The sequence below is a fragment of the Amycolatopsis thermophila genome (assembly GCF_030814215.1).
Taxonomy (GTDB): Bacteria; Actinomycetota; Actinomycetes; order Mycobacteriales; family Pseudonocardiaceae; genus Amycolatopsis_E; species Amycolatopsis_E thermophila.
This window is the reverse complement of record NZ_JAUSUT010000001.1, coordinates 1,609,883-1,631,884: the sequence shown is the minus strand read 5'-3', so window position 1 is coordinate 1,631,884 and position 22,002 is coordinate 1,609,883. Positions and strand designations below refer to the sequence as shown.

At 72.1% G+C, this 22,002-nt stretch carries 20 protein-coding genes and 2 tRNA genes; 11 read left to right on the top strand and 11 right to left on the bottom strand.

Annotation, left to right across the window (positions count from 1 at the left end; translation table 11 throughout):
• Positions 1 to 5: 5 nt before the first annotated feature.
• The 4 genes from FB470_RS08045 to FB470_RS08030 form a co-directional block, all read right to left on the bottom strand.
• A complete protein-coding gene (locus FB470_RS08045; protein WP_306990089.1) occupies positions 6 to 539 on the bottom strand; it encodes a GNAT family N-acetyltransferase in 534 nt (177 codons plus the stop codon).
• A 67-nt stretch (positions 540 to 606) separates the two neighbouring features.
• Entirely contained in the window at positions 607 to 1,623 is a 1,017-nt protein-coding gene (locus FB470_RS08040; protein ID WP_306990088.1) for an ABC transporter substrate-binding protein, read from the bottom strand.
• A gap of 84 nt (positions 1,624 to 1,707) precedes the next feature.
• Complete coding sequence (locus FB470_RS08035; RefSeq protein ID WP_306990086.1) at positions 1,708 to 3,828, bottom strand: amylo-alpha-1,6-glucosidase; 2,121 nt, start codon at positions 3,826 to 3,828, stop codon at positions 1,708 to 1,710.
• Positions 3,825 to 4,988, bottom strand: a complete 1,164-nt coding sequence (locus FB470_RS08030) for a glycosyltransferase family 4 protein (protein WP_370876657.1) — start codon at positions 4,986 to 4,988, stop codon at positions 3,825 to 3,827. Before FB470_RS08030 ends, FB470_RS08035 begins: the two co-directional genes overlap by 4 nt.
• 240 nt (positions 4,989 to 5,228) lie before the next feature.
• Between FB470_RS08030 and FB470_RS08025 the strand changes: the two genes are divergently transcribed.
• Complete coding sequence (locus tag FB470_RS08025) at positions 5,229 to 6,176, top strand: LysR family transcriptional regulator (RefSeq protein ID WP_306990081.1); 948 nt, start codon at positions 5,229 to 5,231, stop codon at positions 6,174 to 6,176.
• 80 nt (positions 6,177 to 6,256) lie between these two features.
• On the opposite strand, the gene FB470_RS08020 is transcribed toward FB470_RS08025, so the two are convergent.
• Together FB470_RS08020 and FB470_RS08015 are read right to left on the bottom strand one after the other, a co-directional pair.
• The gene (locus FB470_RS08020; protein WP_306990080.1) at positions 6,257 to 6,916 is read right to left on the bottom strand and encodes a response regulator; all 660 of its coding nucleotides are present in this window, start codon (positions 6,914 to 6,916) and stop codon (positions 6,257 to 6,259) included.
• Positions 6,913 to 8,040: a sensor histidine kinase gene (locus FB470_RS08015; protein ID WP_306990078.1), complete on the bottom strand. Its 1,128-nt coding sequence runs from the start codon at positions 8,038 to 8,040 to the stop codon at positions 6,913 to 6,915. The genes FB470_RS08020 and FB470_RS08015 overlap by 4 nt, the downstream gene beginning before the upstream one ends.
• Positions 8,041 to 8,148: 108 nt before the next feature.
• Here FB470_RS08015 and FB470_RS08010 point away from each other — a divergent pair, with 108 nt between their 5' ends.
• Positions 8,149 to 9,630, top strand: coding sequence for a multicopper oxidase family protein (locus tag FB470_RS08010; RefSeq protein ID WP_306990077.1), 1,482 nt, complete (start codon positions 8,149 to 8,151; stop codon positions 9,628 to 9,630).
• Here the strand turns inward: FB470_RS08010 and FB470_RS08005 are convergent, their stop codons facing one another.
• The 3 genes from FB470_RS08005 to FB470_RS07995 form a co-directional block, all read right to left on the bottom strand.
• Positions 9,631 to 10,569, bottom strand: coding sequence for a sporulation protein (locus tag FB470_RS08005; RefSeq protein WP_306990074.1), 939 nt, complete (start codon positions 10,567 to 10,569; stop codon positions 9,631 to 9,633).
• Positions 10,570 to 10,653: 84 nt separating this feature from the next.
• Positions 10,654 to 11,298 (bottom strand): response regulator transcription factor, encoded by a 645-nt coding sequence (locus FB470_RS08000; protein WP_306990073.1) that lies wholly within the window; start codon positions 11,296 to 11,298, stop codon positions 10,654 to 10,656.
• The gene (locus FB470_RS07995) at positions 11,289 to 12,419 is read right to left on the bottom strand and encodes a sensor histidine kinase (RefSeq protein ID WP_306990072.1); all 1,131 of its coding nucleotides are present in this window, start codon (positions 12,417 to 12,419) and stop codon (positions 11,289 to 11,291) included. Before FB470_RS07995 ends, FB470_RS08000 begins: the two co-directional genes overlap by 10 nt.
• A gap of 107 nt (positions 12,420 to 12,526) precedes the next feature.
• Here FB470_RS07995 and FB470_RS07990 point away from each other — a divergent pair, with 107 nt between their 5' ends.
• Entirely contained in the window at positions 12,527 to 13,165 is a 639-nt protein-coding gene (locus FB470_RS07990; RefSeq protein ID WP_306990071.1) for a DedA family protein, read from the top strand.
• Between the two features lie 50 nt (positions 13,166 to 13,215).
• Here the strand turns inward: FB470_RS07990 and lon are convergent, their stop codons facing one another.
• Complete coding sequence (gene lon, locus FB470_RS07985) at positions 13,216 to 15,618, bottom strand: endopeptidase La (protein WP_306990070.1); 2,403 nt, start codon at positions 15,616 to 15,618, stop codon at positions 13,216 to 13,218.
• Positions 15,619 to 16,152: 534 nt separating this feature from the next.
• Here lon and FB470_RS07980 point away from each other — a divergent pair.
• From FB470_RS07980 to FB470_RS07945, 8 genes are all read left to right on the top strand, one after another.
• The gene (locus FB470_RS07980) at positions 16,153 to 18,768 is read left to right on the top strand and encodes a putative bifunctional diguanylate cyclase/phosphodiesterase (RefSeq protein WP_306990069.1); all 2,616 of its coding nucleotides are present in this window, start codon (positions 16,153 to 16,155) and stop codon (positions 18,766 to 18,768) included.
• Between the two features lie 76 nt (positions 18,769 to 18,844).
• Positions 18,845 to 18,917: transfer RNA gene (locus tag FB470_RS07975), tRNA-Thr, on the top strand.
• 53 nt (positions 18,918 to 18,970) lie between these two features.
• Positions 18,971 to 19,043: transfer RNA gene (locus FB470_RS07970), tRNA-Met, on the top strand.
• Between the two features lie 176 nt (positions 19,044 to 19,219).
• Positions 19,220 to 19,384 (top strand): 50S ribosomal protein L33, encoded by a 165-nt coding sequence (rpmG, locus tag FB470_RS07965; protein WP_005453176.1) that lies wholly within the window; start codon positions 19,220 to 19,222, stop codon positions 19,382 to 19,384.
• Between the two features lie 95 nt (positions 19,385 to 19,479).
• Positions 19,480 to 19,929, top strand: a complete 450-nt coding sequence (locus tag FB470_RS07960; protein WP_306990068.1) for a MaoC family dehydratase N-terminal domain-containing protein — start codon at positions 19,480 to 19,482, stop codon at positions 19,927 to 19,929.
• Positions 19,929 to 20,324: a MaoC family dehydratase gene (locus tag FB470_RS07955; protein ID WP_306990066.1), complete on the top strand. Its 396-nt coding sequence runs from the start codon at positions 19,929 to 19,931 to the stop codon at positions 20,322 to 20,324. Before FB470_RS07960 ends, FB470_RS07955 begins: the two co-directional genes overlap by 1 nt.
• Positions 20,325 to 20,359: 35 nt before the next feature.
• Complete coding sequence (locus FB470_RS07950; protein WP_306990065.1) at positions 20,360 to 20,587, top strand: YlcI/YnfO family protein; 228 nt, start codon at positions 20,360 to 20,362, stop codon at positions 20,585 to 20,587.
• Complete coding sequence (locus FB470_RS07945) at positions 20,587 to 20,889, top strand: type II toxin-antitoxin system PemK/MazF family toxin (RefSeq protein WP_306990063.1); 303 nt, start codon at positions 20,587 to 20,589, stop codon at positions 20,887 to 20,889. The genes FB470_RS07950 and FB470_RS07945 overlap by 1 nt, the downstream gene beginning before the upstream one ends.
• Before the next feature lie 166 nt (positions 20,890 to 21,055).
• Here FB470_RS07945 and FB470_RS07940 read toward each other — a convergent pair whose 3' ends face one another.
• The gene (locus FB470_RS07940; RefSeq protein ID WP_306990062.1) at positions 21,056 to 21,961 is read right to left on the bottom strand and encodes an SGNH/GDSL hydrolase family protein; all 906 of its coding nucleotides are present in this window, start codon (positions 21,959 to 21,961) and stop codon (positions 21,056 to 21,058) included.
• Positions 21,962 to 22,002: the final 41 nt, after the last annotated feature.

Here is a 22,002-nt window from a genome sequence, read left to right as displayed (position 1 = left end):
CTTCGCTACGCCCCGGACACCGCCGCGTAAAGGAGCATGTCGACCCGCCGCTCCCCGATCCACTGATGACTCCGCAAACACCCCTCCCGCACGTACCCGGCCCCCTCCGCAGTCCGCACCGAGGCCGCATTCCACGGCTCGATGTACAACTCGACCCGGTACAAGTCCTCGATGGTCCAGGCGAACGAGGTCAACGCCCGCAGAGCCTGCCCCGCCAGCCCCCGCCCGCGGCTGCGCGGCGCCACGCAGTACCCGGCCGTCGCCCGGCCCTGGTCGATCGACGCCAGCCACAGGCCGGTCTGCCCCAGCGGCTCGTCCGTCCGGGCGTCCGCGATGCAGAACGAGTAGCCGTATCCGGTGTGCAGCCGCCCGTGCTGGCGCCGGATGTAGGCCAGCACCTCGTCGTGCGTCGCCTGGAAGGGGAGGGTTCCGGTGAGCGGCACATACGGATCGGTCGACATGTCGACCAGCATGGCGGCATCGCCATCGTTGAAGGGGCGCAACCGCACGTCACCGTGCGCGGGCAGGGTCTCCGGCATCGAAAGCACCTCCCCAGTAAAAATCCCTCCCCGCCGCAACGGGGAGGGATTTTCGGGATCGGCCGGGTCAGGAGAGCTTCGCGAAGCCGGGCTTCAGCTTCTCCAGCACCCACGGGATGTCGAGCACCGTCGGGTAGCGCAGGGCCGAGATCGTCCGCATGTCGGTCACCAGGTAGTTGCCGCTCTTGAGGCCGGCCACCGGCTGGTTGCTCTCGAACGCCTGCCGCAGGTCGGGCGAGGTGAAGGCGACCACGACCAGGTCCGCGGCCAGCTTGTCGTACTGCTCGGGCGTCACGGTGCCCGTCGGGCTGCCGGCCTCGTTCTTCGATGCGTCCGCGACGGCCGGGCTCAGCTTCAGGCCGGTCGACCGCAGCAGCTGCACCGCGAAGTCCTTTTCGGACGCCAGCGTGAACATCTTGCCCGCCGTGTTGCCCACCGAGGCGGTGAACGTCTTGCCCGCGGCGGCCGGGTACTGCGTCCTGACCTGGTCGATGGCGGCCTGACCGGACGCGATCACGGACGCCGCCTCGCTGGTCTTGCCCAGCGCCTGCGCCACCACCTGGACGTGCTCCTGCCAGGTCTGCGCCCCCCACTCGGTCGCGTACCCGACCGTCGGCGCGATCTTGGCCAGGTTGTCGTACTCCTGCTCCAGACCGTAGTCCGCGGTCGCCAGGATCAGGTCCGGTGCCAGCTCGCCGACCTTCTCCGCGTTGACGCCGCCGGCCGCGTCGACGATCTGCGTCTTCGCCGGGTCGAGCTCGCCCTGCAACCACGGCGGCACGCCGGCCGTGCCGTCCTTGCTGAAGTAGGCGACCGGGGTGACGCCGAGGGCGATCGCCGCGTCCAGGTCGTCGCTCGACGTCCCGATCACCACCACGCGCTGCGGCGCCTTCTCGATCTTCGTGGTCCCGAACTTGTGCGTGATGCTCACCGGGAAGGCCGCAGGGTCGGCACTCGCGGAGGACGCCGTCTGCGTCGACGAATCCTGCACGTCACCACACGCGACGAGCCCGAGCCCGAGCACGCCCGCGACCGATGCGGCCACGAGCGAGCGAAGTCGGGGCAGGCGAACCCTGCGAGACATGGCACCACCTTTCGGAACTGGACAAAGCGGGCCAAGTCAAGCAAGGCTAACCTAATAAAGCAACCCTTCCGGGTGCGACGCCGATCACCCGCCCACGCGCAGGTCCCACCCCTCCGGCAGCCCCTGGACCTTGGCCACTTCGTGATCCGCCTCGACCTGCACGGTCAGCTCGCCCAGCCGCAGATCCGCCAGGCTCACCCGCCCCCACTGCCGCGGCAGGTGCGGGCGGACCACCAGCCGCTGCTGCGGCACGTGCGGTTCGAGCCCGAGGAACGACCGCACGAGCAGCAGCGGCGCCGCGCTCGCCCACGCCTGCGGCGAGCACGACGTCGGGTACGGGATCGGCGGGCTGAACTCCGACCGCGAGAAGCCGCAGAACAGCTCGGGCAGCCGCCCGCCGAACGCGGCCGCCGCGTCGAGCAGCCCGGTCGCGAGCCGCTGCGCCAGCTCGACGGCGCCCGGCAGGTGCGCGTACCGCAGCAGCCCGGCCACCGCGATCGCCGTGTCGTGCGGCCACACCGAACCGTTGTGGTAGCTCATCGGGTTGTAGGCGCCCATCGCCGAGGACAACGTCCGCAGCCCGTAGCCGCTGTCCATCTCCGGCCGGTTGAGCCGGTCGATCAGCACGGCCGCGTGCTCGTCGGTCGCGATGCCCGACCACAGGCAGTGCGCCGTGTTGCTGGTCAACGCGTCCAGCGGCTGCTTGCGCCCGTCCAGCGCGACGGCGTACCAGCCCTGGTCCGGCAGCCAGAACGCGTCGGCGAACCGCTCGCGCAACCGCTGCGCCCGCTCCCGGCACCGGGCCGCGGTGGCCGGGTCGTTGAACGCGTCGGCCAGTTCGGCGCGGGCCAGCCAGGCGGCGTAGGCGTACCCCTGCACCTCGCACAGCGCGATCGGCGTGGTGCCCAGGCGCCCGGCCGCGTCGTTGATGCCGTCGAAGCTGTCCTTCCAGCCCTGGTTGAGCAGGCCGCGGTCGGTCGCGCGCCGGTATTCGACGAACCCGTCGCCGTCGCGGTCGCCGTAGCGCTCCAGCCACTCCAGCGCGGCGTCGGCGGCCGGGAGCAGCGCCCGCACCGCGGTTTCCCCGGCACCCCAGCGCCAGCATTCGGCCAGCAGCATGACGAACAGCGGCGAGGCGTCCACCGTGCCGTAGTAGTGGCTGCCGCCGAGCACCTGGTCGCTGTCCGGGCCGAGCCGCAGCTCGTGCAGGATCCGCCCGGGTTCCTCCTCGGTGAGCGGGTCGACCCGTTTGCCCTGCAGTTCGGCCAGGGTTTCCAGCGTGCCCAGCGCGAGGCCGACGTCCAGCGGCAGCGCCATCCACGCGGTGAGCAGGCTGTCGCGGCCGAACAGGGTCATGAACCACGGCGCGCCGGCCGCGACGAACGGACGGCCGTCCTGGCTCTTGTCGTGGATCTGCAGCGCGCCGAGGTCGCTTTCGGTGCGGTTGAGCACCTGCGTGAGCACCGGGTCGTCGGCCGCGATCACCGTGCTGTCGTCCCGCCACGCGCGGATCTTGCGGGCGGGCCCGCTGGTCTCGACCTCTTCGCCGCGGTCGAACTGCGGCCGCACCCGCCGGTTGCCCAGCGTCGGCTGCACCACGATCTCGGTCGACCATTCGCCGTGCGCGGGCACGACGACCCGCCAGTTCAGCACGCCGGGCGCGGCGAGCGGGTCCGCGGTGGCGCTCACCGACAGACCGCGGGAGCCGTCGGACCGGTCGCGCAGCAACAGTTCCGAGCCCGCGACGGTGGCGTCCGCCCCGCCGTGCGCGGGGCGGCCCTCCTTGACCGCGAACAGGTCGGAGAAGTCCGCGTCGACGTGCAGGGTCAGCGTCGCCACGGTGTTCTCCCGGCCCAGGTTCCGCAACGTGATCGTCTCCCGCAGGCCGTCGCCGACGAGGCGTTCGCGCACCAGCAGCAGGGTGCTGTCGGCCTGGCCCGGCTTGGGGTTGCGGCGCAGCACGAACCGCGCGGCGAACGCCTCCGGCGAGATGACCGACAGCGGGTGCGGGGTCTGCCCGTCGAGACGCAGCTCCCAGCGGGAGAGCAGCCGCGCGTCGCGGAAGAACAGGCCGTGCGAGGTGCCCGCCTGGATGTCCCCGGTGTTGCCGGACAGGCAGAACGTGCTGCCCTCGACGAGCGTGACCGTCCCGCCCGGGCTGCTCACCGGGACCGGTTCGCCGGCGTTGAACGCCTCGGGCGTCATGGCCGTCCTCCGGAGGGCTGCAGGGCGGGCCCGTCGTTGTCCATCTGGTCGTACGCCCGGTCGAGCGCGGAGTCCAGTGCCGCGTAGTCCCGCCGGAGGCTGCTGACCTCGACCGCGCGCCGGTAGGCCGCCTCGTAGCCGGCGCCGAGGCCGCCGATGTCGAAGTGCTCGGCGACGTGCGCCCGGCACTTCGCCGGATCGAGGTGCCGGACGTCGTGCAGGGCCCGCACCAGGTCGGCCGGATCGTCGCGGACCAGGCCGGTGACGCCGTCGACGACGACCTCCGGCACCGCACCGGACCGCAGCGCCACCACCGGGGTGCCGCACGCCATCGCCTCGATCATGACCATGCCGAACGGTTCCTCCCACTGGATCGGGAAGAGCAGGCAGCGGGCCTTGGCGAGCAGTTCGCGCTTCGCGGTCGCGTCGGCGACGCCGAACACGTGGTCGTGCTCGGTGAGCCGCGGCCGGACCTCCCGCTCGAAGTACTCCTTCTCGACGGGCTCGGCGCACTTGCCGGCCAGGATCAGCCGCAGGCCCGCGCGGTGCGCCGCTTCGAGTGCGAGGTGTGGCGCCTTGTCCGGGTGGAACCGGCCGAGGAACAGCGCGTAGTCGTCCTTTTCGGACTCGTACGGCCAGTCGGCCAGGCGCAGTGCGTTGTGGACGGTGCCGATCCAGTTCAGACCCGGCGCCAGCTCGCGCTGCCGGTCGCTGATGGCGACCAGGTGCACGTCGTCGCCCAGTTCCGAGTAGTAGCGCGCCATGTCCTCGCCGACCGGGCCGTGCACGGTGACCACGGTCGGCACCCCGTAGGCGGGTGCGTTGAGCGGGCCGGCGAGCGTGTGGTCGTGCACGACGTCGACACCGCCGGTCGCGGCGAGCCGCTGCACGGCCCGGCGCGCGGCGACGGCGTGCATGACCTCGGGGTAGGGCTCGCCGAGCAGCTCGGGCACCGTGCGGTCCCACACCGGGACGAACCGGGCCTTCGTGCCGGGCCGTCCGGCGCCGATGAGCGTGACCGAGTGCCCGCGGTCGACGAGGGCGTCGGCGAGGTCGGCGACCACGGCCTCGACCCCGCCGTAGGCCTTCGGGGGAACGTCGAAGTAGGGCGGGACGACCATCGCCACGCGAAGCGGGCGGCCGGGATCGTCCCGCCGCACGGCGGTGTGCGAAACAGATCGGGCCTTCCACGCTGGACGATGCGCGCTGCTCAAGCTGCCTCCTCGGACCGGCTCTTCAGTTAGCACTCTCCCCCTAAGAGTGCTAACTCAGGAGAGATCTTGGCGGCAAGCACCGGAAGGGCGAGATCTCGGTCACAGCCGGTGGGTGGCGGCGATCGCCGGGCCGAGCGCCGTTGCCCGCCGGGCCACCCCGATCGGCGGGAACCCTAAGCTCGCTCGGTGGATACCGAAGCGGTGCGGTCGTTCGTCCGGGCGGCGGAGCTCGGGCAGTTGCAACACGCCGCGGACGAGCTGGGGGTGACACAACAGGCGGTCTCGAAGCGGATCGCCGCACTGGAGCGTGAGCTGGAGGTCCGCCTGTTCACCCGCACCGCCCGCGGGGTCGAGCTGACGCTCGACGGCCAGGCGTTCCTGCCGCACGCACGGGCCGTCGTCGCGGGCGTCGAGCGCGGCATCCGCGCGGTCCGGCCGAACTCGCGCGCCCTGCGGATCGACGTCCTCGGGTTCCGCACCGGACAGGCCGTCATCCTGCACGACTACTGGCGGGCGCATCCGGACACGGACCTCGACGTGGTGACCCTGCGGGCCGGCGATCCGCGCGTCGTGGCCGCCGCCGTACGGGCGGGCGACATCGACGCCTCGTTCCGCACGGTCACCGACCCGGCCACGCTGCCACCGGAGGTCCGGATGACCCACGTGCTCGACGTCCCGCTGGAGCTCCTCGTCGGCCCGGGTCACCCGCTCGCCGCCGCGCGGACGGTCACGCCGGCGCAGCTGCGCGGCCACCGGATCTGGGTCCCGGGCATCGCACCCCGGAGCGAATGGGCGGAGTTCTACGACGAGCTCGCCGCCGACCTGGACCTGCGCATCGACGGCGCGGGCCCGAACTTCGGCGTCGAGGTGCTGCTGGAGACCCTCGCCGACTCGCCGGACGTGGCCACCCTCGTCAGCCCGCGCGACCGCCTGACCTGGCCGGCGCACCACGACCTGCGCCGCGTCCCGGTCGCCGGCCCGGCGATCGCCTACCCGCTGTCCCTCATCTTCCGCCGCGTGGACCCGCACCCGCGGCTCCACGCGATCATCCGCCACTTCCGGAGCCTGGCGGCGGTCCCCGGGCCGGTCTGGCGTCCCGCATGGGGGCGCACCTCCTGGGCGAGCAATGCGTGACTCGGTCAGTGGTCGCCCCGCGCTCGGCCGGGAAGCGGTCGAGTTCGTGTAAGACGTTGCCCTTGCCGGCGGTGATCAGTCTAGGCGCCGCCGGGACGGACCAGGCCGGTTTCGTAGGCGATGTGCACCAGCTGGGCGCGGTCACGAGCGTCCAGTTTGGACAGCAGGCGGCTGACGTAGGTCCGCGTGGTGGCCGGGCTGAGGAACAACCGCTGCGCGATCTCGTCGTTGGACCGCCCGGCGGCGACCTCCCTGAGCAGCTCCCGTTCCCGCTCGGTCAGCCGGGCCAGGCGCGCGGGATCGGCCGGGGCGTGCCCGCGGGCGAGCGTGGCCATGACCCGCCGGGTCACCGAGGGCGACAACAGCGCCTCACCGCCGGCGACCGTGCGCACCGCGGCCCGCAGCTCCGCGGGTTCGGTGTTCTTCAGCAGGAAACCCGAGGCGCCGGCGCGGATCGCGTCGAGGATGTGCTCGTCGGTGTCGAACGTGGTCAGCACCACGACCCGCACGGCACGCAGCCGCGGGTCCGCGACGATCCGCCGGGTCGCCTCGATGCCGTCCAGGCGCGGCATCCGGATGTCCATCAGCACGACGTCCGGCCGTCGGGTGTGCGCCAGTTCGACGGCTTCCGCACCGTCGGCGGCCTCGCCGACGATCGTGATGTCCTCGGCGCGCGCCAGCAGCGCGGACAGGCCGGCCCGCATCAGGTGCTGGTCATCGGCGAGCGCGACCCGGATCACCGCGGCTCCACCGGCAGGCTCGCGTCGACCAGGAACCCGGCGCCGGGACGGGACTCGAGCGTCACCGAACCGCCCAGCAGCACCGCGCGCTCGCGCATGCCGTCGAGGCCGTGCCCGCCGCGCACGGGCAGTTCGGCGCCCACCCCGTCGTCGCGCACGCTGATCCGGAGGCGGTCCGGTTCGTAGCGGAGCCGGACCTCGGCCCGGCTCGCCCGCGCGTGACGCAGGCAGTTCGTCAGGGCCTCCTGCACGATCCGGTACGCCGTGGTGTCGACGACCGCGGGCAGCGGGACCGGATCGCCGTCCGTCGACACGGTCACGTCCAGCGCGGTCGAGGCGATCAGCGGGTCCAGGTGCCGCAGGCTGCCGGCGGGGGCGCGCCCGGCGTCGTCACGGGTCAGCAGGCCGAGGGTGGTGCGCAGGTCGTTGACCGCTTCGTCGCCGGCACGGCGGATCGCGGCCAGCGCGGAGCGGACCGCGGCGGGGTCGTCGTCGAGCGCCTCGGTGGCCACGCTGGCCTGGACCGACACCACGGCGAGGGTGTGGCCGACGACGTCGTGCAGGTCGCGTGCGATGCGCAGCCGTTCCTCCTCGACCCGCCGCCGGGCCTCCCACTCCCGTTCCGCGGCGGCCTGTCGCGCGGTCCGGCGCTGTTCGGCGCGCAGCAGGCGGGTCGCGCGCACCGTGCTGCCCAGCGTGATCGCACTCAGCATCAGGCCGATCGTCGAGGCCAGCTCGAACCCGAGCAGGTAGTCCGGGTTCTCGCCCTGCCGCAACCGGAAGAACGTGCTGACCAGCACCAGTCCCGCCGCCGTCGCCGCCGCGACCGCGGGGCGGCCCGCCTCGGCCGCCGAGTACAACGCGGCCGACACGGGCAGCGCGAGCCCGACCGGCGGGTAGCCGGCCGCGTAGTAGGCGAGCAGCCCGGCCGCGGTCGCCGTCAGCGCGAGTACCGGGAACCGGCGCCGCACGAACATGAGCGCGCCCAGGCCCGCCGCGAACAGGTAGGCCACCGGGTCCGGTGCTCGCGCGCCGCCGAGGTCCATCGCGATGGCGACGGCGACCACCGCTGAGGTCGCGATCCCGAGCGCGGCGTCGGCGAGCACGCGCTGTCGCTCGCTCACCCCCCGAGGATAGCCAGCGGACCGCGTCCGCACAGTCGTCCGATGTTGACCCCTCCGTCGACAGCGGACGGACGACCCGGGGGCCGGACCCGCCTACGGTCGGGCCGCATGACGCTTTCCCGGCGCACCCTGTTCCGCGTCACCGCGGGCGGACTGCTGCTGGCCGGGTGTGCCGCCGGCGGCGCCAACACCGAGACCGAGTCCAGCGCCGGAACCCTGTTGCGCAGCACGGCGAACCTGCCCGAGCCGTTCACCGTGCCGCTGCCGGTGCCGCCGGTGCTCGAACCGGTGCGCACCGACGCCACCACCGACTACTACGAGATCACCCAGCGCGCGGCGCCCGTGGAGATCCTGCCCGGCCTGCGGACGACGGTGTGGGGGTACGACGGCGTCTTCCCCGGCCCCACGCTGGAGTCCCGCCGCGGGCGCACCACCGTCGTCCGGCAGCGCAACGAGCTCGGCGTGCCGGTCGCGGTCCACCTGCACGGCGGACGGACCCCGCCCGAACACGACGGCTATCCGCTGGACCTCGTCGCACCCGGCGCCGCGCGCGAGTACGTCTACCCGCTGGACCAGCCGGCGGCGACGCTCTGGTATCACGACCACCGGGCCGACTTCACGGGCCCGCAGGTCTACCGCGGCCTCGCCGGGTTCCACCTGCACCGCGACGACGAGGAGGACGCGCTGCCCCTGCCGCGCGGCGAGCGGGAGGTGCCGCTGATGATCGCGGACCGGTCGTTCGCCGAGGACGGCTCGTTCGCCTACCCCTCGACCGACCCGTCCCTGCTCGGCCACCCGGGCGTCACCCGCGATTTCGTGAGCGGCGTGCTCGGCGATTGCGTGCTGGTGAACGGCGCGCCGTGGCCGGTGCTGGAGGTGGCCGCCGCGCGCTACCGGTTCCGGATCCTGAACGCCTCCAACGCGCGCCGGTACCGGCTCGCGCTGGACCCGCCGGGACCCGGGTTCGTGCAGATCGGCAGCGACCAGGGGCTGCTGGCCGCGCCGGTCGCGCACGACCAGCTGCAGATCGCGCAGGCCGAACGGTTCGACGTCGTGGTCGACTTCTCCGGCTACCCGCCGGGGGAAGAGGTCACGCTGGTGAACCGGCTCGGCGAGGACGGGACGGCGCGCGTGATGCGGTTCGTGGTCACGCACCGGGCCGCCGACGACAGCGCCGTCCCAACGCGACTGGCCGACGTCCGGCCGTTGTCCCGCGCGGATGCGGTGGCCGAGCGCGAGTTCACCTTCCGGCGCGGCGGGGCCGAGCAGCACGGGATGACACTGTGGACGGTCAACGGGGAGCCGTTCGGCGCCGGTTCCGTCGCGGCCGAGCCCACGCTGGGTTCGGTCGAGCTGTGGCGGTTCCGGGCGCAGAACGTGCCGCACCCGGTGCACGTCCACCTGGCGCCGTTCCAGGTGCTCGGCGCCGGCCGGTACACGCGGGGGTGGAAGGACACCGTCGACCTGGCCAGCGGTGACCAGGCCGAGGTGCTCGTCCACTTCGACGGTTACCGCGGGAAGTACGTCCTGCACTGCCACAACCTGGAGCACGAGGACATGATGATGATGGCGAACTTCCGGGTGCGGTGATCACTCCTCGAAGTCGCCCTCGAAGGCTTCCTCCAGCATCTCGCCCATGATCATGCCGCCGACGACACCCGCGGCCGCGCCGGCGACCATGCCGCCGACGCCCATGCCGCGCCCGTGGTGGCCGGGGTGGTGGCCGCCGAACGCCGGGTTGCCGAACGCGGGTTGCCCGCCGCGCTGGGCGGTTTCGCTCAGCCACTGGCCGATCAGCGCGGTCCAGTCGGCGTTTTCCGCTTCGGCGTGCGAGAGGTGGAAGCGGCCGGATGAGTCGCCACCGGCCCGCCGGAAGGGGCCGCGCCGGTCGGCCTCGAGGACCACGGTGAGGTCGTGCGGCCCGGCGACGAACGTCAGCTCGACCTCGTTGACGCGCCCGGCGAACCCGGCGGGCGGGAAGAACTCGATCTCCTGGTAGAAGCCCAGCTCCTGCCGGACGCCGGAGAGCCGGCCGGCCTCCACGTCGGCCGTGCGGAAGCGGAAGCCGAGCTCGCCGAACGCGTCGAGCACCCGGTCCTGCGAGGGGAGGGGGTGCACGTGGACCGGGTCGAGGTCACCCTTGTCCGGCGCGCCCGCGATGACGAGTTCCGTCCGCACGCCGACCGCCATGCCGTGCAGGGGCGTGTCGCCGACCGCGGTGATGGGCGTTTCCCACGGCAGCCGCAGGTCGAAGGGAACGGTGACGAGCTGCCCGGCCGGGACGCGCACGCCCTGCTGCGCGAGCTGCCGGTGGAACTCCCCGGTGGCCGCGGACTCGTGCCCGCCGCGCTCGATCTCGACCCGCGTGACCAGCGACAACACCACCTGGTCGAGGGTCGCGTCGGCGCTGCCGCCCCGGATGCGGACCTCCCCGGTGAGCACCCGCCCGGGCGCCGAGTGCGGCGAGTCGAGCACGGTGTCGACCGACGGCCCACCGACGGCGAAAGCGCTGAGCATCCGCTTGAACATGCGAGGGTCCTCCTGGGGAAATCCGGACAAATCAGGCTCAAGATCGAGGCTACCGGCTCCGGCGGTACCGGCGGTGCCGGCCGGTCAGGACCCCAGGTACCGCAGCACCGCCAGCACCCGCCGGCTGTACCCGCTCGTCCGGCTCAACGCGAGCTTGTCGAAGATCGCGTTCACGTGCTTTTCCACCGCGGACTGCGACACGAACAGCTCGGCCGCGATGCCCGCGTTCGTCTGCCCCTCCGCCATCTTCGCCAGCACCTGGCTCTCGCGCGCGGTCAGCGTCGCGAGCGGGTCGGCGTGCGTGGTGCGCGCCAGCAGCCGCCGGACGACCTCCGGGTCGAACGCCGCACCCCCGGACCCGACCCGCTCCAGGGCGTCGAGGAACTCGCCGACCTGCATGACCCGGTCCTTCAGCAGGTAGCCGACCCGGCCGCCGTCGTCGGTGATGAGCTCGGTCGCGTACCGCTTCTCGACGTACTGCGACAGCACCAGCACCCCGACGCCGGGCCACCGCCGGCGGATCTCCAGCGCCGCCCGCAGGCCTTCGTCGGTGTGGTGCGGCGGCATCCGGATGTCGGTGACCACCACGTCGGGCTGCCGGCGGGACACCGCGTCGAGCAACTCCACCGCGGTGCCCACCGCGGCCAGCACCTCGTGGCCCTCCTCCGCGAGCAGCCGGATCAGCCCTTCGCGCAGCAACGTCGAGTCCTCGGCCAGGATCACGCGCACGGCAGCTCCGCCCGGACCACCGTCGGCCCGCCGGCCGGACTGTCCACTGTGAACACGCCGTCCGCCGCGCCGACTCGGCGCGCCAGGCCGGACAGGCCGTTGCCGGACGGGCACGCCCCGCCGACGCCGTCGTCGATGATGCTGACGGACAGCATCCGCCCGGAGCGTGACACCGCGATCTCGATCCGGCTCGCGGCCGAGTGCTTGATCGCGTTCGTCACCGCCTCCGAGGCCACGAAGTAGGCCACCGTCTCGGTCGCCGGGTCCACCCGCGCGTCCAGCGCGCACCGCAGCTCGACCGGCAGGCTCGACCGCTCGGCGAGCGCCTCCAAAGCCGTGCCGAGCCCGCCTTCGTCCAGCGCGATCGGGTACACCCGCCACGCCACGTCCCGCAGTTCCTGCAACGCCAGCTGCGTCTCCTCGTGCGCCTGCCGCAACAGCGCCGAGGCCCGCTCCGCGTCCCGCGCCCGCCGCGCCCGCCCGAGCAGCATGCCCAGTGACACGATCCGCTGCTGCACCCCGTCGTGCAGGTCGCGCTCGATGCGCCGCCGCTCGTCGTTGACCGCCTCGACCACCTCGGCGCGGCTGTGCGTCAGCGCGTCGACCCGGCGCTGCAACCGTTCCTGTTTCGTGGGCCCGGAGAAGTGGTGCGCCAGCCGCCGCTCCAGCGCGGCGACGCCGATGAGCCCCTGCACCGCGAGGAAGATCAGCAGTGCGCCCATCAGCAGCAGCCCGGGCACGTCGTACCAGTCGTCGTCCTCGCCGAGCGGCTGCCCGGTCAACAGCTGCCACACCGTGATCGCCGCCGTCGCCAGCCCCAGCCCGATGAGCGCGAACACGCCCGCGCCCAGACCGCCCACCACACTGCGCGCCCCCAGGTACCGCAGCGCACGCCAGTCCCCGTAGTCGTCCGAGGTCGCCTGGTCCAGGTAGCCGCGCAGCCGGGACCGTTCCAGCTCCGCGAACCACCGGGTGGCCCGGAACACCGCGGACCGCGCGGCAGGCACCACCGACACCAGCGTGGCGAGCACGACGAAGACCGCCTCGATGAACGCCGACAGCGCACCGAGTGCGAGCCCCGCCGTCACGCGCGACGCCCGGCGCAGGTCCACAGTGGGCATGATCCGAGGCTAGCCGGGTTCCGCCGGGCCGGTACTGAGGTTTTCCGCAGGACGACCGGGTGCCGCACCGCATGGTCCCGCCGCCACGGGATTCCTACCTTCGAGCCATGGATCTTCACCTCGCACAGGCCGAACCGCTCGGGGGACTCGCGGGCTGGGCCGTCTCGCTCATGGACTCGCTCGGCGGCCCGGGCGCGGCCGTCATCGTCGGCCTGGACAACCTGTTCCCGCCCATCCCCAGCGAACTCGTGCTGCCGCTCGCCGGGTTCTCCGCGAGCCAGGGCACGTTCAGCCTGCTCGGCGCGCTGGCCTGGACCACGTTCGGCTCGGTCGCCGGCGCGATCATCGTCTACTGCCTGGGCGCGTGGCTCGGCCGCGAGCGCACCCGCGCGCTGCTGCTGCGCGTCCCGCTGGTCAAGTCCTCCGACTTCGACCGCACCGAGGCGTGGTTCGCCCGGCACGGCACCAAGGCGGTGTTCTTCGGCCGGATGGTTCCGATCTTCCGCAGCCTCATCTCACTGCCGGCGGGGATCGAGCGGATGCCGTTCGGCCGATTCCTCGTGCTCACCGCGCTGGGCAGCCTGATCTGGAACACGATCTTCGTCGTCGCCGGCTACCTGCTCGGCGCGAACTGGCACGTGGTGAACGACTACGCCGGGATCTTCCAGTACGTCGTGATCGCGGCGGTCGTCGTCGCGCTCGCCGTGTTCGTCGTCACCCGGCTGCGCGCCCGCGCACGGGCGTGAAACAAGAGGCCGCCCTCCCGGGGGAAGGAGGGCGGCCTCTCCGGAGGGCGTCAGGCGGCACGGGCCACGGGGGTGGTGGCCGGCGCCAGCGCCAGGTCGAGAACCTCTCGGACGTTCGACACCGGGTGCACGTCGAGCTGGGCCAGCACGTCCGCGGGGACGTCGTCGAGGTCCGGCTCGTTGCGCTGCGGGATGATCACCGTCTTCATCCCGGCCCGGTGCGCGGCCAGCAGCTTCTGCTTGACCCCGCCGATCGGCAGGACGCGCCCGGTCAGCGACACCTCACCGGTCATCGCCACGTCGGCCCGCACCACGCGGCCGGACAGCAGCGACGCCAGCGCGGTGGTCATCGTGATGCCCGCCGACGGGCCGTCCTTGGGCACCGCGCCCGCGGGGACGTGGACGTGCACGCCCCGGTCCTTCAGGTCGCCGACCGGCAGTTCCAGTTCGGCGCCGTGCGAGCGCAGGTAGGACAGCGCGATCTGCACCGACTCCTTCATCACGTCACCCAGCTGACCGGTGAGCGTGAGCCCGGAGCTGCCCGACTCGGGATCGGCCAGCGACGCCTCGATGTAGAGGACGTCCCCGCCCGCGCCGGTCACGGCCAGACCGGTCGCCACGCCCGGCGTCGCGGTCCGCTGGGTCGAGGCGGGCAGCGCCGACTCCGGCAGGTGCCGCGGCCGGCCGAGGTAGCGCTCCAGGTCCGCCGCGTCGACGGTCACCGGCAGCGTCGCCTCCGCCAGCGCGACCCGGGTCGCGATCTTGCGCAGCACCTTCGCGATCGTCCGGTTCGCGTCGCGCACGCCCGCCTCGCGGGTGTACTCGGCGGCGATCCGGCTCAGCGCCGCGTCGGTGAACCGCACGTCGTCGCGGCCCAGCCCGGCCCGCTCCAGCTCGCGCGGCAGCAGGTGGTCGCGGCCGATGACGACCTTCTCGTGCTCGGTGTAGCCGTCCAGCGTCACCAGCTCCATCCGGTCCAGCAGCGGGCCGGGGATGGTCTCCAGCGCGTTGGCCGTGGCGAGGAACACCACGTCCGACAGGTCCAGCTCGACCTCGAGGTAGTGGTCGCGGAACGTGTGGTTCTGCTCGGGGTCGAGCACCTCCAGCAGCGCCGCGGTCGGGTCGCCGCGGTAGTCCGCGCCCACCTTGTCCACCTCGTCGAGCAGGACGACCGGGTTCATCGACCCGGCCTCCTTGATCGCGCGGACGATCCGGCCGGGCAGCGCGCCGACGTAGGTGCGCCGGTGGCCGCGGATCTCCGCCTCGTCCCGGACACCGCCGAGCGCGACGCGGACGAACTTGCGCCCCATCGCCCGGGCGACGGATTCACCGAGCGACGTCTTGCCGACACCCGGAGGGCCGACCAGCGCCAGCACGGCTCCGGAGTGCCGGCCGCCGACCTGCCCCTGACCGCTCTCGGCGCGCCGGGCGCGCACGGCCAGGTACTCGATGATGCGTTCCTTCACGTCGTCCAGGCCCGCGTGGTCGGCGTCGAGCACGGCCCGCGCCGCCGCGATGTCATAGCGGTCGGTCGTTCGTGAAGTCCAAGGCAGCTCCAGGACGGTGTCCAGCCACGTGCGGATCCAGCCGCCCTCGGGGGACTGCTCGGAGGTGCGCTCCAGCTTCTCGACCTCGGCCAGCGCGGCCGTGCGGACGTGCTCCGGCAGGCCGGCCTTCTCCACGCGGGTGCGGTAGTCGTCGGAGTCGGCGGTGCCGTCCAGCTCGCCCAGTTCCTTGCGGATCGCCTCCAGCTGGCGGCGCAGCAGGAATTCCTTCTGCTGCTTCTCCATGCCCTCGGCGACGTCCTTGCGGATGGTGTCGGTGACCTCGAGCTCGGCCAGGTACTCCCGGCTCCACTCCAGCGCCTTGTCCAGCCGCTCGGCGACGTCGAGCGCCCGCAACAGGTCCAGCTTCTGCTCGGTGCTCAGGAACGGCGAGTTCCCGGCGAGGTCGGCGATCGCCGACGGGTCCTCGACCTGCTGCACCGCGTCGATCATCTGCCAGCCGCCGCGCTGCTGGAGGATCGAGATCACGACGGTCTTGTATTCGCCGGCCAGCGCGCGGGCCCGCTCGCCGGCGATCTCGGCGACCGGCTCGGCGTACACCCAGCGCGCCGCGCCGGGGCCGTCGCCGTTGTCGCCGACCCGCGCGCGGCGGGTGGCCCGCAGCAGGACGGCGGCCTTGCCGCCGGGAATGCGCCCGACGCGCTCGATGGTCGCGACGGTGCCCAGCTCGGCGTACTCCCCGTGCACCCTCGGCACGATCAGGACCTCGGCCTGGGCGGCCGGGAGCGATCGGATGCCCGGGAACGACGCGGCGCCCGGCGCTTTCGCCTGCGCGGAGTCGACCGCGGCCCGCGTCTCGGGGTCGTCGAGCTCCAGCGGCACGATCATGCCGGGCAGCACCACGTCGTCGTCGAGGGGCAGAACGGGGAGGAGCCTGGTGTCGGTCATTCTGATTGCTCCCTACCTGGTTGAGTCTGCCTAACTCAACTTTGTCGAGGGCGAGTTTGTTTCCGCAGGTAGTTCGCTCGCAGCGGACGGGGTCGGGGAATAATCCGGTGCCCTCGTGCCAGCGGTTCCGGCGGCTGGAAGTGAGACGCTCGTCGCATTGCGGGAAACGTTTTCCGGGGTGTAATGCACCACACCACGCTGCGTCATCGGCCCTCGTAATCGCGTTCGGTGGGGAATCGCGACACGTGCGAAGGAGTGCAGCACCGAGAGGCGGGGCGAACGCGTGGTAGCGGGGGAGTGGCGCTTAACGCCGATTACCCGGAGCGATCGTCGGAAAGATCACGTCACCCGGAAGTCTCCGCTGGTCACCGTAGTTGGCGCGTTGTTAACTATGAGGTGATGTCATGGCGGCCGGAACGAGGCCGAAGTACGCCCTCCGGGGTACAGTGATCCCCTCATTCGCACAGAGATCACCATCTCGTGCGCGATGAGTACAGGCGGGCGCACTGGGGCGAATGGGTGGAAGGAGGTTGCATGCCGGACTCCGATGGCAGGCCCGACGGCCCCATCCCGGCGGCAGCCGCCAATGCTGGTGGTGCCGAGGCGCGAGCGGACGAGCGCCGCTTCCGGGTCTACACGCTGACCGTCTTCTCCGTCGGTGTGCTCACCGCCGCCGCCGTCTCGCTGTGGCTGCCGTTCCACGGCTCGGCGAAGCTCTGGTGGATCGGCCCGGTGCTGGCCCTGTCGTTCCTGCTCGCCGAGCAGCTCGGCATCAACGTCGACGTCCGGTCCGGCATCTCCTGGACCATCTCCTTCACCGAGATCCCGCTGGTCATCGGCTTCTTCGTCGCGCCGTACGAGGTCGTGCTCGCCGCGCACCTGGTGGCCGGGATCAGCACGCTCGTCGTGCGCCGCGTCTCCGGCCGGGTGCTCTACAACGCCGGCGCCTTCCTGCTCGAGATCACCAGCGCGTTCGCGGTCGCCGGGCTGGTCGAGCGGATCATGGGCACGACCGAGATGACCTGGCCCGCGGCGCTCGCCGGCACGCTGACCGCGCCGCTGACGAGCACCCTGCTGGCGCTGGCCGCCGTCCGCGTGCTGCGCCGCCGGATGCGGATCGGCACCGCGCTGCGGCTCACCGGCCGCATCCTCGTCGTCGGGTTCGTCAACGCCTCGGTCGGCCTGAGCGGTTACCTGGTGATCGCCGGCTCGGCCAACGCGTGGCCGCTGGTGCTCGCCGTGTTCGCCGGGCTGTCCGCGCTCTACTGGGCCTACTCCGACCTGCTGCGCGAGCAGCGGGACATGGAAGCGCTCTCCGACGTGAGCCTGATGGTCGCCCGGTCCGGCCAGCAGGCCGCGGCGCGTCCGGCCAGCGGCGCCGACGACCTGGCCGCCGGGGTGAACGTCAGCGAGTGGCAGACCATCGCCGAGCGCATCAAGGACCAGCTCTCCGCCGGGCGTGTCGTGCTGCGGCTGCGGCTCGAACCCACCGCCGACATGCGGGCCGTCGTGGCGGGGGAGCCGATGCCCTCGGCCGACCTGCCCGCCGACGACCCGTTGCTGCGCCTGCCCGGTTCGCACGTGCGCCACTTCCGCATCACCGAGGCCACCAGCGACATCGCCGGCGGGCTGCTCGTCCGCGGCGCGCAGGAGGCGCTCGTCGTCCCGCTGCGCAGCGCGAACCAGCTGCTCGGCGTGGTCGAGGCCCACGACCGGCTCTCCCGCTGGCGCGGGTTCGGCAAGTACGACGTGCAGCTGCTCGGCACCATGGCGAGCCACCTGGCGACGGCGCTGGACAACCGCCGCCTGCTCGCGACCCTGCGCCACGACGCCTACCACGACCCGCTGACCGGCCTGCTCAACCGGCCCGGCTTCCGGCAGGTCGCCCGCGAACCGCTGGCCGAGCACCCGGACTCGGTGGTGCTGCGCATCGACCTCGACGTGTTCTCCGCCGTCAGCGACGCGCTCGGCTACGCCTGGGCGGACCGGATGGTGATCGCCGCCGGGCGCCGCCTGCGCGACGCGCTCGGCCCCGACGTGCCGCTGGCCCGGCTCGAGGGCGCCTCCTTCGCCGCGCTGCTCACCGGCGTGTGCGACGAGGGCGTGCACGACGCCGCCGAACTGCTGCGGGCCCAGCTGTCCGTGCCTTACCCCGTGGACCGGCTGACGGTCGAGGCGAACGCGATGGTCGGGTACGCCTCCGCGGCCGATGACGACACCCTCGACGCCGGTGACGTGGACGCCCTGCTGCAGCGCGCCGACGTCGCCGTCCGCGCCACCCGCGGCGGCGAGGAGGTCCGGGGGTACGTGCCCAGCATGGGCCAGATCTTCCTGCGCCGGTTCCAGATGGTCACCCAGTTCCGGCAGGCCATCGAGGAGGGCCAGGTCAGCGTCCACTACCAGCCGAAGGTCTCGCTGCCGAGCAAGCAGGTGCTCGGCGTGGAGGCGCTGGTGCGCTGGCAGCACCCCGAGTTCGGCCGGCTCGACCCGGACGAGTTCGTGCCCGCCGTCGAGGCCGCAGGCCTGGTCGGCGTGCTGACCGGGTTCGTGCTCGAGCAGTCGCTGATCCGGGTCCGCAAGTGGATGGACGAGGGCCTGCGGATCTCGGTCGCGGTCAACCTGTCCGTGCGGAACCTGGCCGACGAGGACTTCCCGCGCAAGGTCGTCGAGGCGCTGCGCAAGTTCGACGTGCCGCCCGAGCTGCTCACGTTCGAGCTCACCGAGTCCGGCGTCATGGCCGACCCGCAGAAGGCGCTGCCGATCCTGCGGGAGCTGCACGGTCTCGGGATCGTGCTCGCGGTCGACGACTTCGGTACCGGCTACTCGTCGCTGGCCTACCTGCGGCAGCTGCCGGTGGACGAGGTCAAGATCGACAAGAGCTTCGTGCTGGGCATGGGCACCGACCTCGGCGACCTGGCCGTGGTGCGCTCGATCGTCGAGCTGGGCCACTCGCTGGGCCTGGCCGTGGTGGCCGAGGGCGTCGAGGAGGACGTCGCGCGGGACCAGCTGGAGGCGATGGGCTGCGACGTCGCCCAGGGCTACCTGATCTCGCGTCCGCTGGCCGAGGACCGCCTGGAGGCCTGGCTTCAGGCCCGCACCGCGCGGTCGGTCGGGCGGAAGATGGAGACGGTCCTGACGCTGCTCACGTGAAAGGGGACCCCCCTGCGGGAGGTACCCGGTGGGCCATGTAATCTCTTCGAGGCTTCAACGTTCAGGCGTTGGACTCGCCCCAATAGCTCAGTCGGCAGAGCGTCTCCATGGTAAGGAGAAGGTCTACGGTTCGATTCCGTATTGGGGCTCGGTGGTCAGCAGGCCACTCCCGCTCAGGCGGGGGAGCCTGACGGCCGGTCAAGGCGGTGTAGCTCAGTCGGTAGAGCAAGCGGCTCATAATCGCTGTGTCGCCGGTTCAAGTCCGGCCACCGCTACGCGGATGGGCGGACTGTGCTCACGGACTGCGTGAGCCGGCTCCGCTTCGCCATTGCATCGGGGGTCGGACCCCCGAACCCCCGCCAGGGGGAGAGCCCCCTGGACCCCCACATGGGGCGGCTGATGAGGTTATCGTCGCCTGTGGGGGGTTCGTTGTGTAGAGAAAGGCTTTGCTGTGGCTGCCACCGACGTGCGACCGAAGATCACGCTGGCGTGCGAGGTCTGCAAGCACCGCAACTACATCACCAAGAAGAACCGGCGCAACGACCCGGATCGCCTGGAGATGAAGAAGTTCTGCCCGAACTGCGGTACGCACCGGGTTCACAAGGAAACCCGCTGACGCCAGCACCTCAGGTTTTCGCGAAGGCCGCTCCGGTTCACCGGGGCGGCCTTCGTGCTGTCCGGGGCCGCGACGGCGGTGGGTAGGCTGCTCGGGTGCCTTTGGACCCCTCGTTCACCGGGCGGACGTACCCGCCGGATTCCACGTACGAAGTCGGCCGCGAGAAGATCCGGGAGTTCGCCCTCGCGATCGGCGACGCGAACCCCGTCTACACCGACCCGGAGGCGGCCCGCGCGGCCGGCTACCCGGACGTCATCGCGCCGCCCACGTTCCTCACGGTGATCAACCTCGACGCGATCAACGCCATCGCCGAGGACCCGGAGCTGGGACTGGACTACAGCCGGATGGTGCACGGCGCCCAGAGCTTCACCTACGCGCGCCCGGTGCACGCCGGTGACGTGCTGCGCATCACCACGACGGTCGAGGACATCATGGCCCGGGCCGGCAACGACTTCCTGACCGTGCGCGGCGAGATCGTCGACGCGGACGGCCGGCTGGTGTGCACGACCAGGGCGCAGCTCGTCGTGCGGGGAGAGGGGGCCTGATGGGGTACGAAAAGGGCGTGGAACTGCCGCCGCTGCGGGTGCACGTGACGCGTGACCAGCTGGTCCGCTACGCCGGCGCGTCGCTGGACTTCAACCCGATCCACTGGAACGAGCGGTTCGCGAAGGAGGTCGGGCTGCCCGACGTGATCGCGCACGGGATGCTCACGATGGCGCTGGGCGGACGGCTGGTCACCGACTGGCTGGGCGACCCGGGGAAGCTGGTCGAGTACAGCGTCCGGTTCACGCGGCCGGTGGTGGTCCCGCCCGAGGGAGCGGACGTCGAGTTCACCGGCAACGTCGCCGAGGTCCGCGAGGACGGTCGCGCCCGCGTGGACATCACCGCGAAGTTCGCCGGCAAGACGGTCCTCGGGAAGGCCCAGGCCGTCGTCCGCTGACGATGGGTTGCATCCCAAACTGGTACCGTAGTGGTATGACCAAGCAGATCGCCGTTCGTCTGCCCGACGAGCTGGTGTCGTTCATCGACCACGTGGTGGAGGAAGGCAAGGCCTCGAGCCGTGCCGACCTCGTCTTCCGCGCTCTGGAGCGGGAGCGCAGGCGGTTCATCGCCGAGCGCGACATCGCACTGCTGACGGGCGGCGTGCCGGACGACCTGGACGGGATCGAAGAGCACGCCGCCCCCTTGGACGACCTGGACTGATGCGCCCGATCCACACCGCCCGGCTCGACAAGGTGCGGCCGGTGCTGGTGCTGACCCGCGAGTTGATCCGCCCGCACCTGACCCGTGTCACGATCGCCCCGATCACGAGCACGATCCGCGGCCTGTCGACCGAGGTCCCCGTCGGCAAGCGGAACGGCCTCGACCACGACAGCGTGATCAGCTGCGACAACATCCAGACCATCCGGAAGTCCGCGCTGGGCAAGCAGATCGGCCGCCTGCTGCCCGAGCAGGAACGCGAACTGACCGAAGCGATCCGGCTGGCCTTCGACCTCGATCAGTGACCCGTCCCGGCCCGCTGGTTGTGCTACTGCTGTCGGTCGTTGACGCGTTCGCTCGAGTGGCCGATCTGGTGATGCCGGTAGCGACGCAGGTACATTTCGCCGGTTCGCGCGCCTGACCAGGTCCTTCTCAGCCCAGACTGTCGACAACCTCGGGCAGTTTTCAGCGCTAGTCCAGCAGATCCAGCACCACGTCCGCCATCCCGCGCTCCCCGACCGCGTTGGGATGCAGCTCCATCGCGGGAGACGAGGGCACCGCGTCCTCCACCCACTTCACCCGCGCCTTCGCGCACATGTCCTTCCCCTTGCTGGGCGTCGCCGTGTCCGCGTACCCGGCCCGGTTCGCCTTCGCCTCGGTGGCCAGCATCGAGTTCAGCCGGGACAGCGAACTGCGCAGGTAAGCGACGTCGTCCGGCCCGATCGGCAGGAACGGCCAGCACCCGGTGCCATCCGGCAGGGCGGTCGGGTACCCCACCACGATCACCCGCGCCCGCGGAGCCCGCGAGTGGATCTCCTGCAACGCCGCCCGGATCTTCGGCGCCGTCGCCGTGATCCGGTCCGCCAGCTCGTCGTGGCCCCCTGCGGTCAGCCGCGGCTTGCACAACGACACCGCCCGGTTCGTCGTCAGGCAGTCCCGCGCGAGGCCCACGAGGCCGACGTCGTTGCCACCCATCCCGAGCGTCACCAGCGTCGTGTCCGGTGTCACCGCGTCGAGCTGGGGCGGGTTGATCCCGTCGGGCGTCGTCTGGGGCTCCGTCAGCTGCTGGGTCGTCGCGCCGCCGCAGCTGACGTCCGCGAACGACGCGGGCCGGATCTCCGCGGCCACCAGGTGCGGGTAGTTGTTGTCCGAACGCGCGCAGCCGGCCGGGGTGCCCGCCGGGGCACCGGTTCGCGGGGACGACGTGTACGAGTCGCCGAGCGCGACGTACCGGCCCGTGCCGGGGCCGAGCACCGAACCGGGCGGCTTCGGCGGCTCGGCGGAATCGCCGTGGCCGCTGCGCCAGAACACCACACCGGCGGCCGCCGCGCCGACGAGCGCGGCCACCACCACCCCGATCAGTACCTTCTTCCCCACCCGACCCGGCTACCCCGAAAAAGCCGAAGCGCCACTTCCGG

Excerpts from the sequence above, each read along its gene's own strand:
- FB470_RS08045 (WP_306990089.1), bottom strand. The coding sequence starts at position 539 with ATGCCGGAGACCCTGCCCGCGCACGGTGACGTGCGGTTGCGCCCCTTC.
- FB470_RS08040 (WP_306990088.1), bottom strand. The coding sequence starts at position 1,623 with ATGTCTCGCAGGGTTCGCCTGCCCCGACTTCGCTCGCTCGTGGCCGCA.
- FB470_RS08035 (WP_306990086.1), bottom strand. The coding sequence starts at position 3,828 with ATGACGCCCGAGGCGTTCAACGCCGGCGAACCGGTCCCGGTGAGCAGC.
- FB470_RS08010 (WP_306990077.1), top strand. The coding sequence starts at position 8,149 with ATGACGCTTTCCCGGCGCACCCTGTTCCGCGTCACCGCGGGCGGACTG.
- FB470_RS08005 (WP_306990074.1), bottom strand. The coding sequence starts at position 10,569 with ATGTTCAAGCGGATGCTCAGCGCTTTCGCCGTCGGTGGGCCGTCGGTC.
- FB470_RS07995 (WP_306990072.1), bottom strand. The coding sequence starts at position 12,419 with ATGCCCACTGTGGACCTGCGCCGGGCGTCGCGCGTGACGGCGGGGCTC.
- FB470_RS07990 (WP_306990071.1), top strand. The coding sequence starts at position 12,527 with ATGGATCTTCACCTCGCACAGGCCGAACCGCTCGGGGGACTCGCGGGC.
- lon (WP_306990070.1), bottom strand. The coding sequence starts at position 15,618 with ATGACCGACACCAGGCTCCTCCCCGTTCTGCCCCTCGACGACGACGTG.
- FB470_RS07980 (WP_306990069.1), top strand. The coding sequence starts at position 16,153 with ATGCCGGACTCCGATGGCAGGCCCGACGGCCCCATCCCGGCGGCAGCC.
- FB470_RS07955 (WP_306990066.1), top strand. The coding sequence starts at position 19,929 with ATGGGGTACGAAAAGGGCGTGGAACTGCCGCCGCTGCGGGTGCACGTG.
- FB470_RS07950 (WP_306990065.1), top strand. The coding sequence starts at position 20,360 with ATGACCAAGCAGATCGCCGTTCGTCTGCCCGACGAGCTGGTGTCGTTC.
- FB470_RS07945 (WP_306990063.1), top strand. The coding sequence starts at position 20,587 with ATGCGCCCGATCCACACCGCCCGGCTCGACAAGGTGCGGCCGGTGCTG.